General features: G+C 69.2%; 19 protein-coding genes. All 19 read left to right on the top strand.

Going from position 1 to position 19,081, the window contains the following annotated elements; genetic code table 11:
• Positions 1 to 39 precede the first annotated feature (39 nt).
• Positions 40 to 570, top strand: a complete 531-nt coding sequence (pyrR, locus tag QFZ53_RS12715; RefSeq protein ID WP_292911163.1) for a bifunctional pyr operon transcriptional regulator/uracil phosphoribosyltransferase PyrR — start codon at positions 40 to 42, stop codon at positions 568 to 570.
• A complete protein-coding gene (locus tag QFZ53_RS12710) occupies positions 567 to 1,532 on the top strand; it encodes an aspartate carbamoyltransferase catalytic subunit (RefSeq protein ID WP_307296949.1) in 966 nt (321 codons plus the stop codon). Before pyrR ends, QFZ53_RS12710 begins: the two co-directional genes overlap by 4 nt.
• On the top strand, positions 1,529 to 2,857 hold the full coding sequence (locus QFZ53_RS12705; protein WP_307296947.1) for a dihydroorotase: 1,329 nt from the start codon (positions 1,529 to 1,531) through the stop codon (positions 2,855 to 2,857). The genes QFZ53_RS12710 and QFZ53_RS12705 overlap by 4 nt, the downstream gene beginning before the upstream one ends.
• Entirely contained in the window at positions 2,854 to 3,363 is a 510-nt protein-coding gene (locus QFZ53_RS12700; protein ID WP_292909790.1) for a PH-like domain-containing protein, read from the top strand. Before QFZ53_RS12705 ends, QFZ53_RS12700 begins: the two co-directional genes overlap by 4 nt.
• Complete coding sequence (gene carA / locus QFZ53_RS12695) at positions 3,360 to 4,499, top strand: glutamine-hydrolyzing carbamoyl-phosphate synthase small subunit (protein ID WP_307296942.1); 1,140 nt, start codon at positions 3,360 to 3,362, stop codon at positions 4,497 to 4,499. Before QFZ53_RS12700 ends, carA begins: the two co-directional genes overlap by 4 nt.
• Positions 4,499 to 7,792, top strand: a complete 3,294-nt coding sequence (gene carB / locus QFZ53_RS12690) for a carbamoyl-phosphate synthase large subunit (protein WP_307296941.1) — start codon at positions 4,499 to 4,501, stop codon at positions 7,790 to 7,792. Before carA ends, carB begins: the two co-directional genes overlap by 1 nt.
• Positions 7,789 to 8,631 (top strand): orotidine-5'-phosphate decarboxylase, encoded by an 843-nt coding sequence (gene pyrF / locus QFZ53_RS12685; RefSeq protein WP_307296938.1) that lies wholly within the window; start codon positions 7,789 to 7,791, stop codon positions 8,629 to 8,631. Before carB ends, pyrF begins: the two co-directional genes overlap by 4 nt.
• Entirely contained in the window at positions 8,624 to 9,532 is a 909-nt protein-coding gene (gene gmk / locus QFZ53_RS12680) for a guanylate kinase (RefSeq protein WP_307296936.1), read from the top strand. The genes pyrF and gmk overlap by 8 nt, the downstream gene beginning before the upstream one ends.
• A gap of 110 nt (positions 9,533 to 9,642) precedes the next feature.
• Positions 9,643 to 9,900 (top strand): DNA-directed RNA polymerase subunit omega, encoded by a 258-nt coding sequence (gene rpoZ, locus QFZ53_RS12675; RefSeq protein WP_045258544.1) that lies wholly within the window; start codon positions 9,643 to 9,645, stop codon positions 9,898 to 9,900.
• 86 nt (positions 9,901 to 9,986) lie between these two features.
• Positions 9,987 to 11,180: a methionine adenosyltransferase gene (metK, locus tag QFZ53_RS12670; protein WP_292909798.1), complete on the top strand. Its 1,194-nt coding sequence runs from the start codon at positions 9,987 to 9,989 to the stop codon at positions 11,178 to 11,180.
• Positions 11,180 to 13,138 (top strand): primosomal protein N', encoded by a 1,959-nt coding sequence (locus QFZ53_RS12665; RefSeq protein WP_307296929.1) that lies wholly within the window; start codon positions 11,180 to 11,182, stop codon positions 13,136 to 13,138. The genes metK and QFZ53_RS12665 overlap by 1 nt, the downstream gene beginning before the upstream one ends.
• Before the next feature lie 20 nt (positions 13,139 to 13,158).
• The gene (fmt, locus tag QFZ53_RS12660; protein ID WP_307296927.1) at positions 13,159 to 14,076 is read left to right on the top strand and encodes a methionyl-tRNA formyltransferase; all 918 of its coding nucleotides are present in this window, start codon (positions 13,159 to 13,161) and stop codon (positions 14,074 to 14,076) included.
• Positions 14,073 to 15,512, top strand: a complete 1,440-nt coding sequence (locus QFZ53_RS12655; RefSeq protein WP_307296924.1) for an RsmB/NOP family class I SAM-dependent RNA methyltransferase — start codon at positions 14,073 to 14,075, stop codon at positions 15,510 to 15,512. The genes fmt and QFZ53_RS12655 overlap by 4 nt, the downstream gene beginning before the upstream one ends.
• A 4-nt stretch (positions 15,513 to 15,516) precedes the next feature.
• Positions 15,517 to 16,209 carry a ribulose-phosphate 3-epimerase gene (gene rpe / locus QFZ53_RS12650; RefSeq protein ID WP_307296922.1) on the top strand — a complete coding sequence of 231 codons (693 nt, stop codon included), beginning with the start codon at positions 15,517 to 15,519 and terminating at the stop codon, positions 16,207 to 16,209.
• A complete protein-coding gene (locus QFZ53_RS12645) occupies positions 16,206 to 16,469 on the top strand; it encodes a phosphoribosyl-ATP diphosphatase (RefSeq protein ID WP_307296920.1) in 264 nt (87 codons plus the stop codon). The genes rpe and QFZ53_RS12645 overlap by 4 nt, the downstream gene beginning before the upstream one ends.
• A gap of 38 nt (positions 16,470 to 16,507) precedes the next feature.
• Positions 16,508 to 17,347 carry an ATP phosphoribosyltransferase gene (gene hisG / locus QFZ53_RS12640; protein ID WP_307296917.1) on the top strand — a complete coding sequence of 280 codons (840 nt, stop codon included), beginning with the start codon at positions 16,508 to 16,510 and terminating at the stop codon, positions 17,345 to 17,347.
• Positions 17,347 to 18,108, top strand: coding sequence for an imidazole glycerol phosphate synthase subunit HisF (hisF, locus tag QFZ53_RS12635; RefSeq protein WP_307296915.1), 762 nt, complete (start codon positions 17,347 to 17,349; stop codon positions 18,106 to 18,108). The genes hisG and hisF overlap by 1 nt, the downstream gene beginning before the upstream one ends.
• Positions 18,105 to 18,458, top strand: a complete 354-nt coding sequence (gene hisI / locus QFZ53_RS12630) for a phosphoribosyl-AMP cyclohydrolase (protein WP_307296913.1) — start codon at positions 18,105 to 18,107, stop codon at positions 18,456 to 18,458. Before hisF ends, hisI begins: the two co-directional genes overlap by 4 nt.
• Positions 18,458 to 19,048 (top strand): Trp biosynthesis-associated membrane protein, encoded by a 591-nt coding sequence (locus QFZ53_RS12625; RefSeq protein WP_307296911.1) that lies wholly within the window; start codon positions 18,458 to 18,460, stop codon positions 19,046 to 19,048. The genes hisI and QFZ53_RS12625 overlap by 1 nt, the downstream gene beginning before the upstream one ends.
• Positions 19,049 to 19,081: the final 33 nt, after the last annotated feature.

Raw genomic sequence — 19,081 nt, 5'->3', positions numbered from 1 at the left:
CTTTAACACCGTCCAGAGAGGCGGAGAAGGGAGCGGCTGATGAGCGCACGTACCGTGCTGCACGAAGCCGATGTGGCGCGGGCGCTGACCCGCATCGCGCACGAGATCCTCGAGTCGAATCGAGGCGCCGAGAACCTCGTCCTGCTGGGCATTCCGACCCGCGGAGTCACTCTCGCCCGCCGTCTGGCCGTTCTGATCAGCGAGATCGCGCAGACGTCTGTTCCCTCCGGGGCGCTGGACGTCACGCTGTTCCGCGATGATCTGGCCAAGCACCCGACCCGCTCGCCGCATCCCACCGACATCCCCGCCGGGGGCGTCGACGGCAAGACCGTCGTCCTGGTCGATGACGTGCTCTTCTCCGGGCGCAGCATCCGCGCCGCTCTCGACGCGCTGCAGTCGATCGGGCGCCCCGCCATCGTCCGCCTCGCGATTCTCATCGACCGCGGGCACCGCGAACTGCCGATCCGCCCCGACTTCATCGGCAAGAACATCCCGTCGGCCCGCAGCGAGCGCGTCAACGTCCGTCTCTTCGAAGACGACGGCGCGGAGGGGGTGACGATCGAAGCATGAGACATCTTCTCGACACCCGGACGCTCGACCAGAGCACCGCTCTGCGGATCCTCGACATCGCCGAGGACATGTCCGACACGCAGTCGCGCGAGGTCAAGAAGCTCCCCACGCTGCGCGGCAAGACCGTCGTCAACCTCTTCTTCGAGGACTCGACGCGCACGCGCATCTCCTTCGAAGCCGCCGCGAAGCGGCTCTCCGCAGACGTCATCAACTTCGCGGCCAAGGGCTCCAGCGTCTCCAAGGGCGAGAGCCTGAAAGACACGGCGCAGACCCTGGAAGCCATCGGAGCGGACGCGGTCGTCGTGCGGCATCCCTCGTCCGGCGCTCCCCAGACGCTCGCCACGAGCGGCTGGATCTCGGCCGGCGTGGTGAACGCCGGCGACGGAACACACGAGCATCCGACACAGGCTCTGCTGGACGCCTACACGATCCGCAAGCGGCGCTTCGGAGCCGACAGCCGAGGCCGCGACCTCAGTGGCGTCCGCGTCGTGATCGTCGGGGACGTCCTGCATTCCCGGGTCGCGCGCTCCAACGTCTGGCTTCTCACGACACTCGGCGCTCAGGTCACCCTGGTGTCGCCGCCGACCCTCGTTCCTCAGAACGTGTCGTTGTGGCCGGTGCGGGTGCTCTACGACCTCGACCAGGCACTGGCCGAGGGGCCGGACGCCGTCATGATGCTCCGCATTCAGCTCGAACGCATGAACGCCGCGTATTTCCCCACTGAGCGGGAGTATTCACGTCGATGGGGGCTGGACGCATTGCGCGTCGACGGGCTGCCGGACGGTAGCATTGTGATGCACCCCGGACCGATGAACCGGGGCCTGGAGATCTCCTCCGAAGCCGCCGACTCCGCACGCTCGACCGTGCTCGAACAGGTGACGAACGGGGTGTCCATCCGCATGGCGGTGCTGTACCTGCTCCTTGCAGGAGAACGAGACGAAGAACGAGGGGGAGACCAGTGAGCGAGACCCTCGTCATCACCGGCGCACAGCTTCTCGGTGCCGAGAGCGCCGACATCATCGTGCACGACGGCGTGATCGCCGAGATCGGGTCCGGTCTCAGCAGAGCGGGAGCCCGCGTCATCGACGCGAACGGCCTGGTCGCCCTTCCGGGGCTCGTCGATCTGCACACCCATCTGCGTGAGCCGGGGTACGAGGCGTCCGAGACGATCCTCACCGGCACGAAGGCCGCGGCATCCGGCGGGTTCACGGCAGTGTTCGCGATGCCCAACACGTCGCCGGTGGCCGACACCGCCGGGGTCGTGGAGCAGGAGCTCGCGCTCGGCGAGGCGGCCGGCTACGCCACCGTCCAGCCCATCGGCGCCGTCACGGTCGGACAGAAGGGCGAGCGTCTCGCAGAACTCGGAGCCATGGCGACATCCCGCGCCCAGGTGCGGGTGTTCAGCGACGACGGCTTCTGCGTCTTCGATCCGCTGATCATGCGCCGCGCGCTGGAGTACGTGAAGTCCTTCGGCGGCGTCATCGCCCAGCACGCGCAGGACCCCAGGCTCACCGAGGGCGCGCAGATGAACGAGGGAACGGTCTCCGCCGAGCTCGGGCTCGCAGGCTGGCCGGCCGTGGCCGAGGAGTCGATCATCGCCCGCGACGTCCTGCTCGCCGAGCACGTCGGCTCGCGCCTGCACGTGTGCCACCTGTCCACTGCAGGATCGGTCGACATCATCCGCTGGGCCAAGAAGCGCGGCATCGACGTGACTGCCGAGGTCACCCCGCACCACCTGCTGCTCACCGAGGAACTGGTTCGCGGCTACGACGCGAGGTACAAGGTCAACCCCCCGCTGCGCCGTGAGGAAGACGTGATCGCGGTGCGCGAAGGCCTCGCCGACGGCACCATCGACATCGTCGCGACCGACCACGCACCGCACCCCAGCGAGCACAAGGCCTGCGAGTGGCAGGCGGCAGCGAACGGCATGGTCGGGCTCGAGAGCGCGCTGCGCGTCGTGCACCAGTCGATGGTGCAGACGGGCCTGATCGGCTGGGCGGACGTCGCCAGGGTGATGAGCGCCGCACCGGCGCGCATCGGACGCCTGTCGGGCCACGGCACGCCGCTCGAGATCGGGCAGCCGGCGCACATCGCGCTGTACGACGCCTCGGTCGCCGGTGTGTTCACCGAGGCCGACCTGCATGGCCGCAGCGCGAACTCGCCGTACCTCGGTCGCGATCTGCCTGGCCGCGTGCAGTACACGCTGCACGGCGGCGTGCTGACCGTCGACGACGGAGCGGTCGTGGCCGAGCTCGGCGCGACAAGCGAACGGGGCGGGTCGAAGTGACGCGCGAATTCGCGATCGGAGCCATGATCGCGCTGGCAGCCCTCGTGCTGCTCGCGATGCTTCTCGCCTGGCGCGCCAGGGTGCGACGGGACTCTGCGCTCACGGCGCCGCTCGGCGTCCCGGAGCACGCCGAGGTCGTCGATCGGCACGAGGTGCTGTACGTGTCGACCACGAAGCACGACCAGCCGCTCGAACGACTGGCGATCTCGCCGCTCGCATACCGGGCCAGGGGAGAGGCAGCCGTGACCGACCGGGGCCTCGCGCTCTGCCTCGACGGCGCGCCCACTGTGTTCCTCGCCTCCTCGCGCCTCGTGGGAGTCGACCGCGCCACGGTCACGATCGACAAGGTCGTCGAACCGGGCGGACTCGTGCGCATCGTCTGGAGCGCCTCCGACGACACGGTCGTCGACTCGTACATCCGGATCGCCGACGGCGATCCGCAGAACTTCATCGCAGAACTGCGGCGGCTCGTACCCGCCGCCGACGACACAGGAGCCACGTCATGACCTTCGATAAGGCAGTCCTCGTCCTGGAAGACGGAACCCGCCATGTCGGCCGCGCCTACGGCGCCCTCGGCACGACTCTCGGAGAGGTCGTCTTCGCAACCGGCATGTCCGGCTATCAGGAGACGCTGACCGACCCGTCCTACGCCGGACAGATCGTCCTGCAGACCGCGCCGCACATCGGCAACACCGGCATGAACGACGAAGACCCCGAATCCCGACGCATCTGGGTCGCCGGCTACATCGTGCGCGACCCCTCGCGCGTCGTATCCAACTGGCGCGCCAACGCCTCGCTCGACGAGATCCTCGTGCAGGACGGCGTGGTGGGCATCAGCGGCATCGACACGCGCTCGATCACCCGCCACATCCGCTCGGCCGGATCCATGCGCGGCGGCATCTTCTCGGGGGAGGCGGCGGCGACGGATGCCGATGAGCAGCTGCGCATCGTCCGGGACGCGCCGGAGATGGCGGGTCAGAACCTGTCGGCGCAGGTCTCCGTCGAGGTCGCGACCGTCACGACCGCGATCGGTGAGAAGATCGGCAACCTCGCCGTCCTCGACCTCGGCGTGAAGCAGGCCACGATCGACAACCTCGCCGCGCGCGGTTTCGAGGTGCACGTGCTCCCGCAGTCCTCGACCTTCGCCGACATCACGGCGATCGACCCGGTGGCCGTGTTCTACTCGAACGGTCCCGGCGACCCCTCGGCATCCGATGCCCAGGTCGCGGTGCTCCGCGAGGTCCTCGACGCCGAATTGCCCTACTTCGGCATCTGCTTCGGCAATCAGCTCTTCGGCCGCGCTCTCGGGCTCGGCACGTACAAGCTCACGTTCGGTCACCGCGGCATCAACCAGCCCGTGCTCGACAAGTCCACCGGACGCGTCGAGATCACCTCGCACAACCACGGCTTCGCCGTGGAGGCGCCACTCGACGGCCCGTTCGAGAGTCCGAACGGCTACGGCCAGGTCGAAGTGAGCCACATCGGTCTCAACGACCAGGTGGTCGAGGGCCTTCGCGCGCTCGACATCCCCGCCTTCTCGGTGCAGTACCACCCCGAGGCCGCCGCGGGTCCCCACGATGCCAACTACCTCTTCGACCGGTTCCGCGACCTGGTCATCGCAAGCCAGAAGGACGCCAAGTAATGCCCAAGCGCGACGACATCTCCTCCGTCCTCGTCATCGGCTCCGGCCCGATCGTCATCGGTCAGGCCTGCGAGTTCGACTACTCCGGCACCCAGGCGTGCCGGGTCCTCCGCGAAGAGGGCGTCCGGGTGATCCTGGTCAACTCCAACCCCGCCACGATCATGACCGACCCCGACTTCGCCGATGCCACCTACATCGAGCCGATCACCTGGCAGGTCATCGAGACCATCATCGCGAAGGAGCGTCCTGACGCCATCCTTCCGACCCTGGGCGGGCAGACCGCCCTGAACGCCGCGATCGAGCTGCACAACCACGGCATCCTCGAGAAGTACGACGTCGAACTGATCGGCGCGAGCTTCGAGGCGATCAACAAGGGCGAGGACCGTCAGATCTTCAAGCAGCTCGTGCTCGATGCCGGCGCTGACGTCGCCCGCAGCGTCATCGCGCACACGATGGACGACCTGCTCGAGGGTGCAGCCGAACTGGGCTACCCGCTCGTCGTGCGTCCCTCGTTCACGATGGGCGGTCTCGGTTCGGGCTTCGCGTACGACGAAGAAGACCTCCGCCGTATCGGCGGCGCCGGTCTGCGCGATTCTCCGACCACCGAGGTGCTCCTGGAGGAGTCGATCCTCGGATGGAAGGAATACGAGCTCGAGCTCATGCGCGACACGGCCGACAACACGGTCGTCGTCTGCTCGATCGAGAACGTCGACCCCGTCGGCGTGCACACGGGCGATTCGATCACCGTCGCCCCGGCCCTGACGCTCACCGACCGTGAGTACCAGAAGCTCCGCGACATCGGCATCGACATCATCCGCGCCGTCGGCGTCGACACCGGTGGCTGCAACATCCAGTTCGCGGTCGACCCCTCGAACGGCCGCATCATCGTGATCGAGATGAATCCGCGAGTCTCGCGCTCGAGCGCCCTCGCCTCGAAGGCGACCGGCTTCCCGATCGCGAAGCTCGCGGCCAAGCTCGCGCTCGGCTACCGCCTCGACGAGATCCCCAATGACATCACGGGGGTCACTCCGGCGAGCTTCGAGCCCACGCTCGACTATGTCGTGGTGAAGGTCCCGCGATTCGCCTTCGAGAAGTTCCCGGCTGCCGACGCCACCCTGACGACCACCATGAAGTCGGTGGGCGAGGCCATGGCGATCGGCCGCAACTACGCCACGGCGCTGCAGAAGGCCCTGCGCTCTCTGGAGAAGCGCGGCTCGAGCTTCCACTGGGGTCGTGAGGACCGCTCGATGGAGCAGCTTCTGGAGATCTCGAAGATCCCGACCGACGGCCGCATCGTCACGCTGCAGCAGGCGCTGCGCAAGGGCGCGACCATCGAGCAGGCATTCGAGGCGACCGCGATCGACCCGTGGTTCATCGACCAGATCGTGCTGATCAACGAGGTCGCCGAGACGGTCCGCACGGCGGCCGAGTTCGATGCCGAGACGATCCGCTACGCCAAGGAGCACGGATTCTCCGATGCGCAGCTCGCCGAGCTGCGCGGGATCTCGGAGCCGGAGGTCCGCGGCATCCGGCATGGCCTCGGCATCCGCCCCGTCTACAAGACGGTCGACACGTGCGCGGGCGAGTTCCCGGCCCTCACGCCGTACCACTACTCGAGCTACGACTTCGAGACCGAGGTCGCGCCGTCTGACCGTACGAAGGTCGTCATCATCGGGTCCGGCCCGAACCGCATCGGCCAGGGCGTCGAGTTCGACTACTCCTGCGTGCACGCCTCGTTCGCGCTGTCGGATGCCGGCTTCGAGACCGTCATGGTCAACTGCAACCCAGAGACCGTGTCGACCGACTACGACACCTCCGACCGTCTGTACTTCGAGCCGCTGACGCTCGAAGACGTTCTCGAGGTGCTCGACGCCGAGGCCGCGAGCGGCACGATCCTCGGCGTCGTCTGCCAGCTGGGCGGCCAGACCCCCCTGGGCCTGGCGAAGGGCATCGAGGCTGCGGGCTACGCCGTGCTCGGAACGAGTCCCGCGGCGATCGACCTGGCCGAGGAGCGCGAGCTCTTCTCGCGTCTGCTCGACGAGGCCGGACTCGTCGCACCGCGCAGCGGCACGGCGATCGACGTCGACGGCGCCGTCCGCATCGCCGAGGAGATCGGCTACCCGGTGCTCGTGCGCCCGAGCTTCGTGCTCGGCGGACGCGGCATGGAGATCGTGTACGGCACCAACGCTCTGCGCGACTACTTCGTGCGCACGGCGGGCGAGGTCATCATCGAAGAGGGCAAGCCGCTTCTGGTCGACCGCTTCCTCGACGACGCGATCGAACTCGACGTCGACGCGCTGTACGACGGCACCGATCTCTTCATCGGCGGAGTCATGGAGCACCTCGAGGAGGCCGGCATCCACTCCGGTGACTCCAGCTGCACCCTGCCGCCGGTGTCCCTCGGGCGCACCGACGTCGACCGCGTGCGCGAGGCCACCCTCGCGATCGCGAAGGGGGTCGGCGTTCGGGGTCTGCTGAACGTGCAGTTCGCGATCAGCGCCGGCGTGCTCTACGTGATCGAGGCCAACCCGCGCGCGAGCCGCACGGTGCCTTTCGTCTCGAAGGCCCTCGGCATCCCGATGGCCAAGGCCGCGAGCCGCATCATGGTCGGCGCCACGATCGCCGAGCTGCGTGCCGAGGGCATGCTGCCCGAGCAGGACGGTTCGCGCGTGCCGCTCGGTGCACCGGTCTCGGTCAAGGAGGCCGTGCTGCCGTTCAAGCGGTTCCGCACCGCCGACGGCAAGACCGTCGACTCGATCCTCGGCCCGGAGATGCGCTCGACCGGCGAGGTCATGGGCATCGACCGCGACTTCCCGACCGCGTTCGCGAAGAGCCAGGCCGCCGCCTACGGGGGCATGCCGACCTCGGGCACGGTGTTCATCTCGGTAGCCGACTCCGACAAGCGCGCCGTCATCCTGCCGGCGCACCGTCTGCAGCAACTCGGCTTCACGATCGTCGCCACCGAGGGCACCGCCGAGATCCTCTCTCGCAACGGCATCGCGGTGACGGTCGTCGAGAAGTACAGCGAGACGCAGGAATCGGGTGCGAAGAACGTCGTCGACCTCATCAACGAGGGCGCGATCGACATCGTCGTGAACACTCCGTCGGGCGGCGCGACGCGCGCCGACGGCTACGAGATCCGGGCGGCGGCGGTCGCCGCCGACAAGGCGCTGTTCACCACGATGGCCGTGCTCGGCGCCGCGGTGAGCGGTATGGACGCCGCCCACGAGGGCTTCGAGGTCCGCAGCCTGCAGGAGTACGCGGAGGACCGGAAGGCGATGGTGGGAGCGTGAGCTTCGGAGAACGGGCGAGGGCGGCTCTCGCCGCGCACGGTCCGCTGTGCGTCGGCATCGATCCCCACGCTGCGCTGCTCGACGCATGGAGTCTGCCGCAGAGCGGCGAGGGCGTCCGCGAATTCGGCCTCAGGACGGTGGACGCGGCCGCTGGGCGCGTCGCAGCGGTGAAGCCGCAGGTGTCGTTCTTCGAGCGCTTCGGCTCCGCCGGATACGTCGCCCTCGAGGAGGTGCTCGCGGCCGCCCGCGCTGCCGATCTCCTCGTGATCGCCGACGCCAAACGGGGCGACATCGACACGACAATGGACGCCTACGCGGCAGCATGGTTCACACCGGGCTCGCCGCTGGAGGCAGACGCGCTCACGGTCAATCCGTTCCTCGGCGTCGGCGTGCTCGACGGCGCCTTCGCTCTGGCATCGCGTCACGGCAAGGGCACCTTCGTCCTCGCCGCCACGAGCAATCCCGAAGCGGCGGCGATCCAGCGCGCCCGCACAGCGCAGGGGCCGACCGTGTCGGCATCCGTCGTCGCTGATGTGTCTGCGCGCAATACGGCGGACACGGCCGATGGCGAGTGGGGGAGCCACGGCTTCGTCGTGGGTGCGACCGTCGACTGGGCGGATGCCGGAATCGCAGCGTTCACTCCGCCGGCGCCCATCCTCGGCCCCGGCTTCGGCACCCAGGGTGCGGGACCCGCTGATCTGCGCACGCGGTACGGTCAGGCCGCACCCCAGGTGTTCGCCAGCGAGAGCCGGAGCATTCTGAAGGCCGGGGCGACGGGGATCGCCGATGCGATCGTCGGCGCCGCGGAGGCGTATCGGGAGGCGCTGCGGCATGGCTGAGAACCGTTCTGTTCCCGAGGTCGACCGCGCGGCGGCGGCACGGCGTGCTGTGGAACGCCGACGCGCCAGAGCCTCGCTCAAGCGCGACCTCACCATGCGCGTGGTCTCCCCGCAGAAGGTGCTGGACCACGCGACCGCCGATGCCGAGTCGGTCGAAGGCTCGATGCGCATCACCGACTTCCTGCTGGCGCTGCCCGCTATCGGCGCAGGCAAACGCGATCGGATCCTGTCCGAGCTGCAGATCTCGCCGGTCAAGCGCCTGGGCGGACTCGGCGTCCGCCAGCGCGCCGTGCTCCGGGGCTGGCTCGACAGCCGCTTCCCTGTGCTGGAGCCTCGTGGCGGCCGCAGCCGTCTGCTCGTGCTGGCCGGCCCCACGGCTGTCGGCAAGGGCACGGTCGCCGCGCACATCCGCGAGCACAACCCCGAGATCCATCTCTCCGTGTCGGCCACCACGCGCGCGCCGCGCCCGGGGGAGATCGACGGGGTGCACTACTACTTCGTCGACGACGCCGAGTTCGACCGGCTGATCGCCGACGGCGAGCTGCTCGAGTACGCGGTGGTGCACAACAAGTCCCGGTACGGCACTCCGCGCGCGCCGATCGACGCCGCGCTGTCCGAAGGCAAGACGGTTCTGCTCGAGATCGACCTCCAGGGCGCCAGGCAGGTGCGACGCGCGGAGCCGGCAGCCACGCTCATCTTCCTGCTGCCGCCGACGTGGGACGAACTCGTGCAGCGGCTGGTCGGCCGAGGCACCGAGAACGCGGAGGAACGGGCCCGCCGGCTCAAGACCGCGAAGGTCGAACTTGCGGCGCAGAACGAGTTCGATCACCTCATCGTGAACGAGGACGTCGCCACGGCCGCCGCGGAGGTCGTAGAATTGTCCCTAGGCTCTGCGCGCTGACACGTCGAACCGGGTCCCCGAGCCATCTGGGTCCCTGAGCTTGTCGAAGGGTCGCGCGCCCATTGCACCGTCTTCGCGACGCACCCGTCGCCTGATCAGGAGGTCCCACCATGGCCGGACACCACAACAAGGGCATCATCGATCCCCCCATCGACAACCTGCTCGACCGCGTCGACTCGAAGTACGAACTCGTCATCTACGCCGCCAAGCGGGCCCGTCAGATCAACGACTACTACTCGGATCTGCACGAGGGCAACCTGTTCGACAACGTCGGTCCGCTCGTCGACTCGTCCGTCGAGGACAAGCCGCTCACGATCGCGCTGCACGAGATCAACGAGGACAAGCTCCGCCTTCGTCACGCAGAGTGATATTCGTGAACCGCACCTCTGACTCTGTCGGAGGTGCGGTTCACTATGTATGCGACCCCTTTTTCCGATCCTGTTCTGGAGCCCTGATGAGCGCGCTGCGTCTGTTCACATCCGAGTCCGTCACCGAGGGCCACCCCGACAAGATCTGCGACCAGATCTCCGACAGCATCCTCGACGGGCTCATCGCGAAAGACCCCGGATCCCGTGTGGCGGTCGAGACGCTGGTCACGACGGGCCTCGTGCACGTAGCGGGAGAGATCCGCACGGAGGCTTACGTCGACATCCCGACGATCGTGCGCGACGTGGTGAACGGCATCGGCTACACATCCAGCGACACCGGCTTCGACGGGTCCTCGTGCGGAGTGAGCATCTCGGTCGGCGAGCAGTCCGGTGACATCGCGAGCGGCGTCGACAACGCGCAGGAGCATCGCGACGGCACGTCCACCGATCCGCTCGACGGCCTCGGCGCCGGCGACCAGGGCATCATGTTCGGCTTCGCCACCGATGAGACGCCGCAGCTCATGCCGATGGCCGCATGGACGGCGCATCGCCTCGCCGAGCGCCTCACCGAGGTGCGCCGCTCCGGGGAGCTGCCGTTCCTGCGCCCCGACGGAAAGACTCAGGTCACCCTGGGTTACGACGGGTTCACGCCGAAGACGGTCGACGCCGTCGTTCTGTCCACGCAGCACCACCCCGACATCTCTCAGGACGAGCTCAAGGCACTGGTCCGCGCGCACGTGATCGAACCCGTGCTCGCGACGACCGGTCTCGATCTCGACGACGTCACGTTCTACATCAACCCCGCTGGTCCCTTCGTGACGGGCGGCCCGAAGGGCGACGCCGGGCTCACCGGACGCAAGATCATCATCGACACCTACGGCGGGGCGTCGCGTCATGGCGGCGGCGCGTTCAGCGGCAAGGATCCGTCGAAGGTCGACCGGTCAGGCGCCTACGCCATGCGCTGGGTCGCGAAGAACGCCGTCGCCGCGGGGCTCGCAGAGCGCCTCGAAGTGCAGGTCGCGTACGCGATCGGCGTCGCTCGACCGGTCGGCCTCTACGTCGAGACGTTCGGCACCGGAAAGGTGTCGGACGAGAAGATCACACGTGCGATCACGGACGTCTTCGACCTGCGTCCTCAGGCCATCATCGAGCAGCTCGACCTGTTGCGGCCGATCTACGCGCAGACCGCGGCGTACGGCCACTTCGGCCGCGATCTGCCGGACTTCACGTGGGAGCGCACCGACCGCGCTGAAGAGCTGCGGCGCGCCGCCGGACTCTGATGGAGAGCGAGAGCCGGCGCATCGCGCGCGTGCTCCTCGATTCGCCGCTGCCGCAACTCGACCGGCTCTTCGACTACGCACTGCCGTCTGAGCTCGGCGACGTGCCCCTGGGCGTGCGCGTGAAGGTGCCCCTGCGCACCGCGGGGCGTGTGATAGACGGCTACGTGGTCGATATCGGCAGCGAGGACGACGCAGACAGGCCGCTGTCGGAGGTCGACAGCGTGGTGTCGACGGTCGCCGTGCTGCCCGAGCGTCTGCACCGGCTGGCCCGGCGTGTGGCAGACCGCTCTGCCGGCTCAGCCTCCGACGTCCTGCGTCTGGTCATCCCGAAGAGGCAGGTGCGCGTCGAGAAGGCCTGGACGGCGGATGCCGACGCGGTGGTGCCCGAATCCTCTGCCCTCGAGACGGCGGAAGCGGTCGTCGGCGCCTATGAGGGACTCGGCGCCGTGCTCGATGAGCACGGCAGAGCCGCCGTCGAGGCGATCCCGCTTCCGCATGGAGAGGTGCAGGGATGGGCTGCGCTGCTCGCTGCCGCTGCGACGCGCGCGCTGGCCGCAGGCGAGTCGAGCATCCTCGTCGTGCCCGACCATCGCGACCTCGACCGCCTCCTGGCAGCTCTGGAAGAGCTGCTGCCTGCCGAGGCGATCGCGCGATACGACTCGCGTCAGTCGAATCCCGACCGGTACCGTTCCTTCCTGCGCAGCCTCGAGGATGCGCCGTGCGTCGTCGTCGGCAACCGCTCGGCGGTGTACGCGCCCGTGCGCGCGGGGCTGGTCGCGCTCTGGGACGATGGCGACCCACTGTTCGGCGAGCCGCTCGCGCCCTACGCGAACGCACGCGACGTCGCCCTCATCCGGCAGGAGCAGGAGGGATCTGCGCTCCTGTGCGTCGGTCACACTCGCACCACCGACGTCGAGCGTCTCGTCGCGCACGGCTGGCTGCAGGACGTCAGAGCCGCTCGGCGCGTGCTTCCGAGGGTCGTGCTCAGCACCCCGCAGGAGATGGACCAGCCGACGGCCCAGCGGATGCCGTCATCGGCGTTCCTGTCCGCTCGGAACGCGGCCGCCGAGGGGCCTGTTCTCGTACAGGTCTCGCGGCCCGGTTTCGCGCCGTCGCTCGTGTGCGCCGAGTGCCGTGCGCCTGCGCGATGCGCCCATTGCGGTGGTCCGCTCGGCGCGAAGCACCGCGGAGCTGTGCCGGTGTGCGGCTGGTGCGGCAGGGGAGCGCGGGCCTGGTCCTGTCCCTCATGCTCGTCGACGAAACTGCGACTGGCCTCTTCGGGCAGTGAACGCACGGCCGACGAACTGGGAAGGGCATTCCCCGGTGTGCGCGTGATCGTCGCAGACAGCGCGCACCCCGTCGAGCACGTATCCGACAAGCCGGCACTGGTCGTCGCCACTCGCGGTGCAGAGCCTCTGGCGGAGGGCGGCTATCGCGCAGTGGTGCTGCTCGACGGGCCGCGGATGCTGCAGGCTCCCGATCTGCGCATCGGCGAGTCGTGCCTGCGATGGTGGTCCAACGCCGCGGCTCTCGCGGCACCGGGAGCACCCGTTCATCTCGTCGGGGTCGACGGGGGAGTCGCTCGCGCTCTCGCGACCTGGAACCAGTCCGGCTACGCCCGTGCCGAGCTCGCAGAGCGCGCCCCACTCCACATGCCGCCGGCCGCGCGGGTCGCGCTTCTCGAGGGCACCCAGGTCGCCGTCGCTCGCGCGCTCGACGGGCTCGCCGACATCGGGCTGCCCAAGGAGGCGGTGCTCGGACCCGTGCCTGTCGAGTCCGACGACGTGCCGCCGAGGGTCAGGGCCCTCGTGCGGTTCGACTACGGTGCCGGAGCCCGCGTCGCCGCGGCCCTCCGAGCAGCAGTCGTCGCCGAGGCGGTCGCGGCGCGCCGCGGCAAGGGTCGCACAGCGCGCATCGCGCTCTCAGTGCGTCTCGATATCCTCGATCCAGAACTCTGATCCCTTTCCGGAGAACCTTCATGCGCCTCGTCTTCGCCGGCACGCCCACGGCTGCCGTTCCCACCCTTCGTCGGCTCGCAGCCGAGCACGACATCGCGGCGGTCGTCACGCGCCCCGACGCGCCGCTCGGGCGAAAGCGCGTGCTGACCCCCTCGCCCGTGGCCCAGGCGGCCGAAGAGCTCGGGCTTCCGATCATCAAGGCCGCGCGCCTCGACGACGAGGCCACGGCCGCGATCACCGTGCTGGGTGCGGATCTCGGTGTCATCGTCGCGTACGGCGGGCTGGTACGCGAACCCCTGCTCTCGGCGCCGGCGCACGGCTGGATCAACCTCCACTTCTCGCTCCTGCCGCAGTGGCGGGGAGCCGCTCCGGTGCAGCGCGCCCTGATCGCCGGCGACACCGAATTGGGGGCGAGCGTGTTCCAGCTCGTGCCCGCTCTCGACGCCGGAGACGTGTTCGCCACGCGAGTCATCGAGGTGACGGCTGAGGCCACCGCGGATGCGGCGCTCGATGCCCTCGCGGTCGGCGGCGCCGAACTCACCGCAGAGGTGGTCTCGTCGATCGCGGACGGCTCTGCCTCGGCGCTTCCTCAGGAGGGCGCACCGACCCTCGCCCCCAAGCTCGCACTCGAGGACGGGCTGCTCGATTGGAGTGAGCCGCTCGAACGGGTGTTCGCGCGGTTCCGCGGCGTGACGCCAGAGCCGGGCGCGCACACGACGGTCGACGGCATCCGCGTGAAGGTGCTCGCCGCGTCGCCGAGCACGCAAGAGCAGCTCGAGCCGGGTGAGATCGTCGCGACGAAGACCGCTCTGCTGATCGGCACGGCGACACGGCCACTCGCCGTCAGTCGTGTGCAACCGGCGGGTAAGGGCGCGATGAGCGCCGTGGACTGGTGGCGCGGCCAGCGCGCGGTCGAAGGTCTGCGAGCGGGCGCATGAGCGGGGAGCAGCGCGGAGGCCACCGCCCCGGTCCGGCGCGAGCCGGACGGAGTCGCCCCGAGCGCGCGGTCCAACCCGCCAGGCGAGTCGCCTACGACGTGCTGCGGGCCGTGTCCGCCTCCGACGCGTACGCGAACCTCATGCTCCCGTCCGTGATCGCCGAGGCGGGACTCGACCCGCAGGACGCCGCGCTCGCGACCGAACTCACCTATGGCACTCTGCGCCGCCGAGGCACGTACGACGCCATCATCTCCGCCGCCGCGGATCGCCCGGCATCCGAGATCGATCCCGCCGTGCTCGACGCCCTGCGTCTGGGGGTCCATCAGCTGCTCGCGACCCGCGTCGCACCGCACGCGGCGGTGAACGAGTCTGTAAACATCGTGGCGGCGTCCCAGGGTCGGGGAGCGTCGAGCTTCGCGAACGCGGTTCTGCGCCGGATCTCCCGGGAGAGCGCCGAGCACTGGCAGGAGCGCATCGAGTCGGAGGCCCGTTCCGACGATGAGCGTCTGGCTCTGCGCACCGCTCACCCCGTCTGGGTGATCAGGGCGCTGCGGCGGGCTCTCGCCGCGGAAGGCCGCGCGCCGGAGCTCGATGCGCTCCTCGACGCCGACAACGCCTCGCCCGAGGTGACCCTCGTGGCTCTGCCCGGACTCGCCGAGACGGGGGAGCCCAGGCGCCCCTATGCGTCGACGGCGTTCGCGTCGCCCGGCGGTGATCCTCATCGTTTCGTCGCGGGATCGGGTGGGCGTGTTCGCGTGCAGGACGAGGGCTCGCAGCTGGTCGCGCTCGCGCTGGCCGCCGTCGAACCGATCCGTGCGGGAGAGCGCTGGCTCGACCTGTGCGCGGGCCCTGGGGGAAAGACCGCACTGCTCGCCGCGATCGCTCATGAGAACGGCGTCGTGCTGGAGGCCAATGAGGTCGTCCACGCCCGCGCCGGCCTGGTACGCAGCGCTCTGCGGCCTGTGCCCGGCGAGGTCGTCGTGCACGAGCAGGATGGCCGTGCACTCGCGAGCAGCCGCCCCGGCGCCTTCGACCGCATCCTCGTGGACGCCCCCTGCACGGGTCTGGGCGCGCTGCGCCGCCGCCCCGAGGCGCGCTGGCGGAAGTCGCCGGCCGATGTGGCCGAGCTCGTGCCGCTGCAGACCGGACTGCTCAACGCCGCTCTCGACGCGCTCGCGCCTGGCGGGATCGTCGCCTACGTGACCTGCTCGCCGCACCTGGCCGAGACCACGGGCGTGGTGCAGGAGGTGCTGCGCGAGCGACCGGGTTTCATCGAGCTCGACGCACGCGCGGTGGTGGCGGACCTCGCCCAGACTCCGATCGACCTCGCCGAAGACGGCTCAGGGCGCGTGCAGTTATGGCCGCACCGTCACGGCACCGACGCGATGTTCCTCGCACTCATCCAGCGGCCCGCATCCGATACCCAGGGAGACTGACACCATGCACCTGCACCACCCGCTTCCTCGTGCGCCCCGGATCAACCCGAGCATTCTCGCGGCCGACTTCGTGAACATGCAGCGCGACCTCGCGAAGATCGCCTCGGCGGACTTCGCGCACGTCGATGTGATGGACAACCACTTCGTCCCCAATCTGACGTTCGGCCCGCAGATGGTCGAGCGCATTCAGGCCACGAGCCCGGTTCCCCTCGATGTGCACCTGATGATCACGGATCCTGATCGCTGGGCACCCGGCTATGCGGAGCTGGGAGCAGCGAGCGTCACCTTCCACCTCGAAGCCGCCGCGGATCCCGTCGCACTGGCGAGGACGCTGCGCGGAATCGGCGCACGCGCCGGCGTCGCGATCAAACCGGGCACCGCGGGGGAGAGCCTGTACGACATCATCGACGAGTTCGACCAGATCCTCGTCATGACGGTCGAGCCGGGCTTCGGCGGCCAGCGTTTCATGACCGAGACGATGCCCAAGCTCCGCGGGCTGGCCGATGAGGCGAAGCGTCGCGGATCCGACGTGTGGCTGCAGGTCGACGGGGGCATCTCCGACAGCACGATCGAGATCGCCGCGGCGGCCGGCGCCGACACGTTCGTCGCCGGATCCGCCGTCTACGGAGCGGATGACGTGGAAGCGGCCGTCATCCGGCTGAGGGACCTCGCCAGAGCGGCTAGCCTGGAATCGTGAAGACTTTCGACGAACTGTTCGCCGAGCTCAGCCACAAGGCGCAGACTCGCCCCGAAGGCTCGGGCACGGTCGCCGAACTCGACGGTGGAGTCCACACGATCGGCAAGAAGATCGTGGAGGAGGCCGCTGAGGTGTGGATGGCGGCCGAGTACGAATCCGACGAGGCCGCGGCCGAGGAGATCTCGCAGCTGCTCTATCACCTGCAGGTGATGATGATCGCGAAGGGTCTGTCCCTCGCCGACGTCTACCGACATCTGTGATGCGCTCCGCCCCACTCGTCTCGACCTGAAGGCTGTTCATGCTGCGCATCGCTGTTCCCAACAAGGGGTCTCTCTCCGAGACCGCCGCCGACATGCTCGCGGAGGCCGGCTATGCCGGACGCCGCGATCCCAAGACCCTGCACATCGTCGACGCCGAGAACGACGTCGAGTTCTTCTTCCTCCGTCCCCGTGACATCGCCACATATGTGGCCTCCGGCGCCCTCGACGTCGGCATCACCGGCCGCGACCTGCTCCTCGACGTGCAGCAGACGGCGACCGAGATCGAGCAGTTGGGGTTCGGCGGTTCGACGTTCCGCTTCGCGGGACCTCCCGGGCGCTTCTCGTCGATCGACGACCTGAACGGCGTGCGCGTGGCGTCGGCCTACCCTGGGCTCGTCGGCGCCTTCCTGCGCGAGCACGGCGTGACCGCCGAGCTCGTGCAGCTCGACGGCGCGGTCGAGTCGGCGGTGCGACTCGGAGTCGCGGATGCCGTCGCCGACGTCGTGTCGACGGGCACCACCCTGCGTCAGGCGGGACTGGAGATCTTCGGTCCGGTGATCCTCGAGTCCGAGGCCGTCCTGATCAGCCGTCCCGGCGAGGCCGAAGGCACCGACACCCTCCTGCGCCGTCTGCGCGGCGTGATGGTCGCCCGGCGCTTCGTGCTGCTCGATTTCGACCTGCCGGCGGAACTCGTCGACCAGGCCACGGCGATCGCGCCCGGTCGCGAGTCACCGACCATCTCCCCGCTGCGCGACCCGAAGTGGGTCGCCGTGCGCGTCATGATCCCGCGCCGAGGCGTCAACCAGGTGATGGACGACCTCTACGCGCTCGGCGCCAGGGCGATCCTCGTCACCGCCATCCACGCCGCGAGACTCTGATGACGCTCGCCAAGCGCGTGATCCCGTGTCTGGACGTCGCCGAAGGACGCGTCGTGAAGGGCGTGAACTTCGAGAACCTCCGCGACATGGGCGACCCCGTCGAGCTCGCACGGCACTACGCCGCGCAGGGCGCCGATGAGATCACGTTCCTCGATGTCACGGCGACCGTCGACGCCCGTGCGACGACCTACGACGTGGTGCAGCGCACGGCCGAGCAGGTCTTCGTGCCGCTGACGGTCGGCGGGGGAGTGCGCACGGTCGACGACGTCGCCCGGCTGCTCTCGGTGGGCGCCGACAAAGTGGGGGTGAACTCGGCTGCGATCGCTCGTCCGGCTCTGATCGGCGAGATCGCCGACCGCTTCGGTGCGCAGGTGCTCGTGCTGTCGCTCGACGTCAAGCGCGCCGACACGACGCCGTCCGGCTTCGTCGTCACGACGCACGGCGGCCGCCGGCAGACCGATCTCGACGCGATCGAGTGGGCCCGCGAAGCGGCCGAACGCGGAGCCGGAGAGCTGCTCGTCAACTCGATCGACGCCGACGGCACTCGCGACGGCTTCGATCTCGAGCTCGTGGGGCTCATGCGCGAAGCCGCATCCGTTCCCGTGATCGCCTCGGGCGGGGCGGGAGCTGTGGAGCACTTCGCTCCGGCGATCAAGGCCGGTGCGGATGCGGTCCTCGCCGCGAGCGTCTTCCACACGGGTGCACTCACCGTGGGCGATGTGAAGGACGCGCTGCGCGCGGAAGGAGTGCTGGTCCGATGAGCATCGAAGACAGAATCGCTCAGGTCGTCTTCAACGCCGACGGTCTCGCCCCTGTGATCGTCCAGCAGTTCGACACGCGCGAAGTGCTCATGATGGCGTGGGTGAACGACGAGGCGCTCCGCCGGACGCTCACGTCCGGACGCGCCGTGTACTGGTCGCGCTCCCGGCAGGAGTACTGGCGCAAAGGAGACACGTCCGGCCACATCCAGGTCGTGCACGAGGCCAGACTCGACTGCGACGGCGACGCGATCCTGCTGATCGTCGATCAGACCGGGCCCGCCTGCCACACCGGCACCCGCACCTGCTTCGACACGACCGACCTCGAGGCCGTCGCCGGAACAGGCGTCTGATGGAACTCGCTCGACGGGGTCGCTCGATCGCAGTCTCCGGATTCCTGCTCGGCGGCGCGATCGGCATCATCTCCTCCACGCAGACCTGGCTCACGGTCCAGCGCGCAGACGCCGGCTCCGACATCCTCGTCCCCGGTGCATCCGCGCTGCCGTTGCTCGCCCCGCTCAGCCTCGCCGTGCTCGCTCTGGGCGCTGCGCTTTCGCTCACCGGGCGAGTGCTGCGCCTGATCTTCGGCGTCCTGGCCGGCGCGGTCGCCATCCTGATGGGCTGGAGCACGCTTCAGCTGCTGCTGTCGACGCCCGTCGGTGCGGTGTCTTCGACGATCACGGAGACGACCGGCCTCGCCGGCCCCGAGGCGCTCGAAGGCGTGATCGGCGCGATCATCCCGTCGGCCTGGCCGCCCATCGCACTCGCGGGCTGGGTGATCCTCCTGCTCGCCGCCGTCGTCGTGCTTCTCACCGGACGAGGCTGGAAGAGCGGCGGTCGCCGCTACCGGACAGATGCCGAGACGCAAGGAGCAGCGGCCGGTCCTGTCGACGCGATCGATTCCTGGGACGAGCTGTCGCGTGGCACCGACCCGACACGATGACCCCGATAGACTGAATCAGATCCCGCAACGCCG

Source organism: Microbacterium natoriense, from assembly GCF_030816295.1.
GTDB lineage: Bacteria > Actinomycetota > Actinomycetes > Actinomycetales > Microbacteriaceae > Microbacterium > Microbacterium natoriense_A.
The sequence above is the reverse complement of the archived record's forward strand: the minus strand, read 5'-3'. Positions and strand labels throughout refer to the sequence as shown.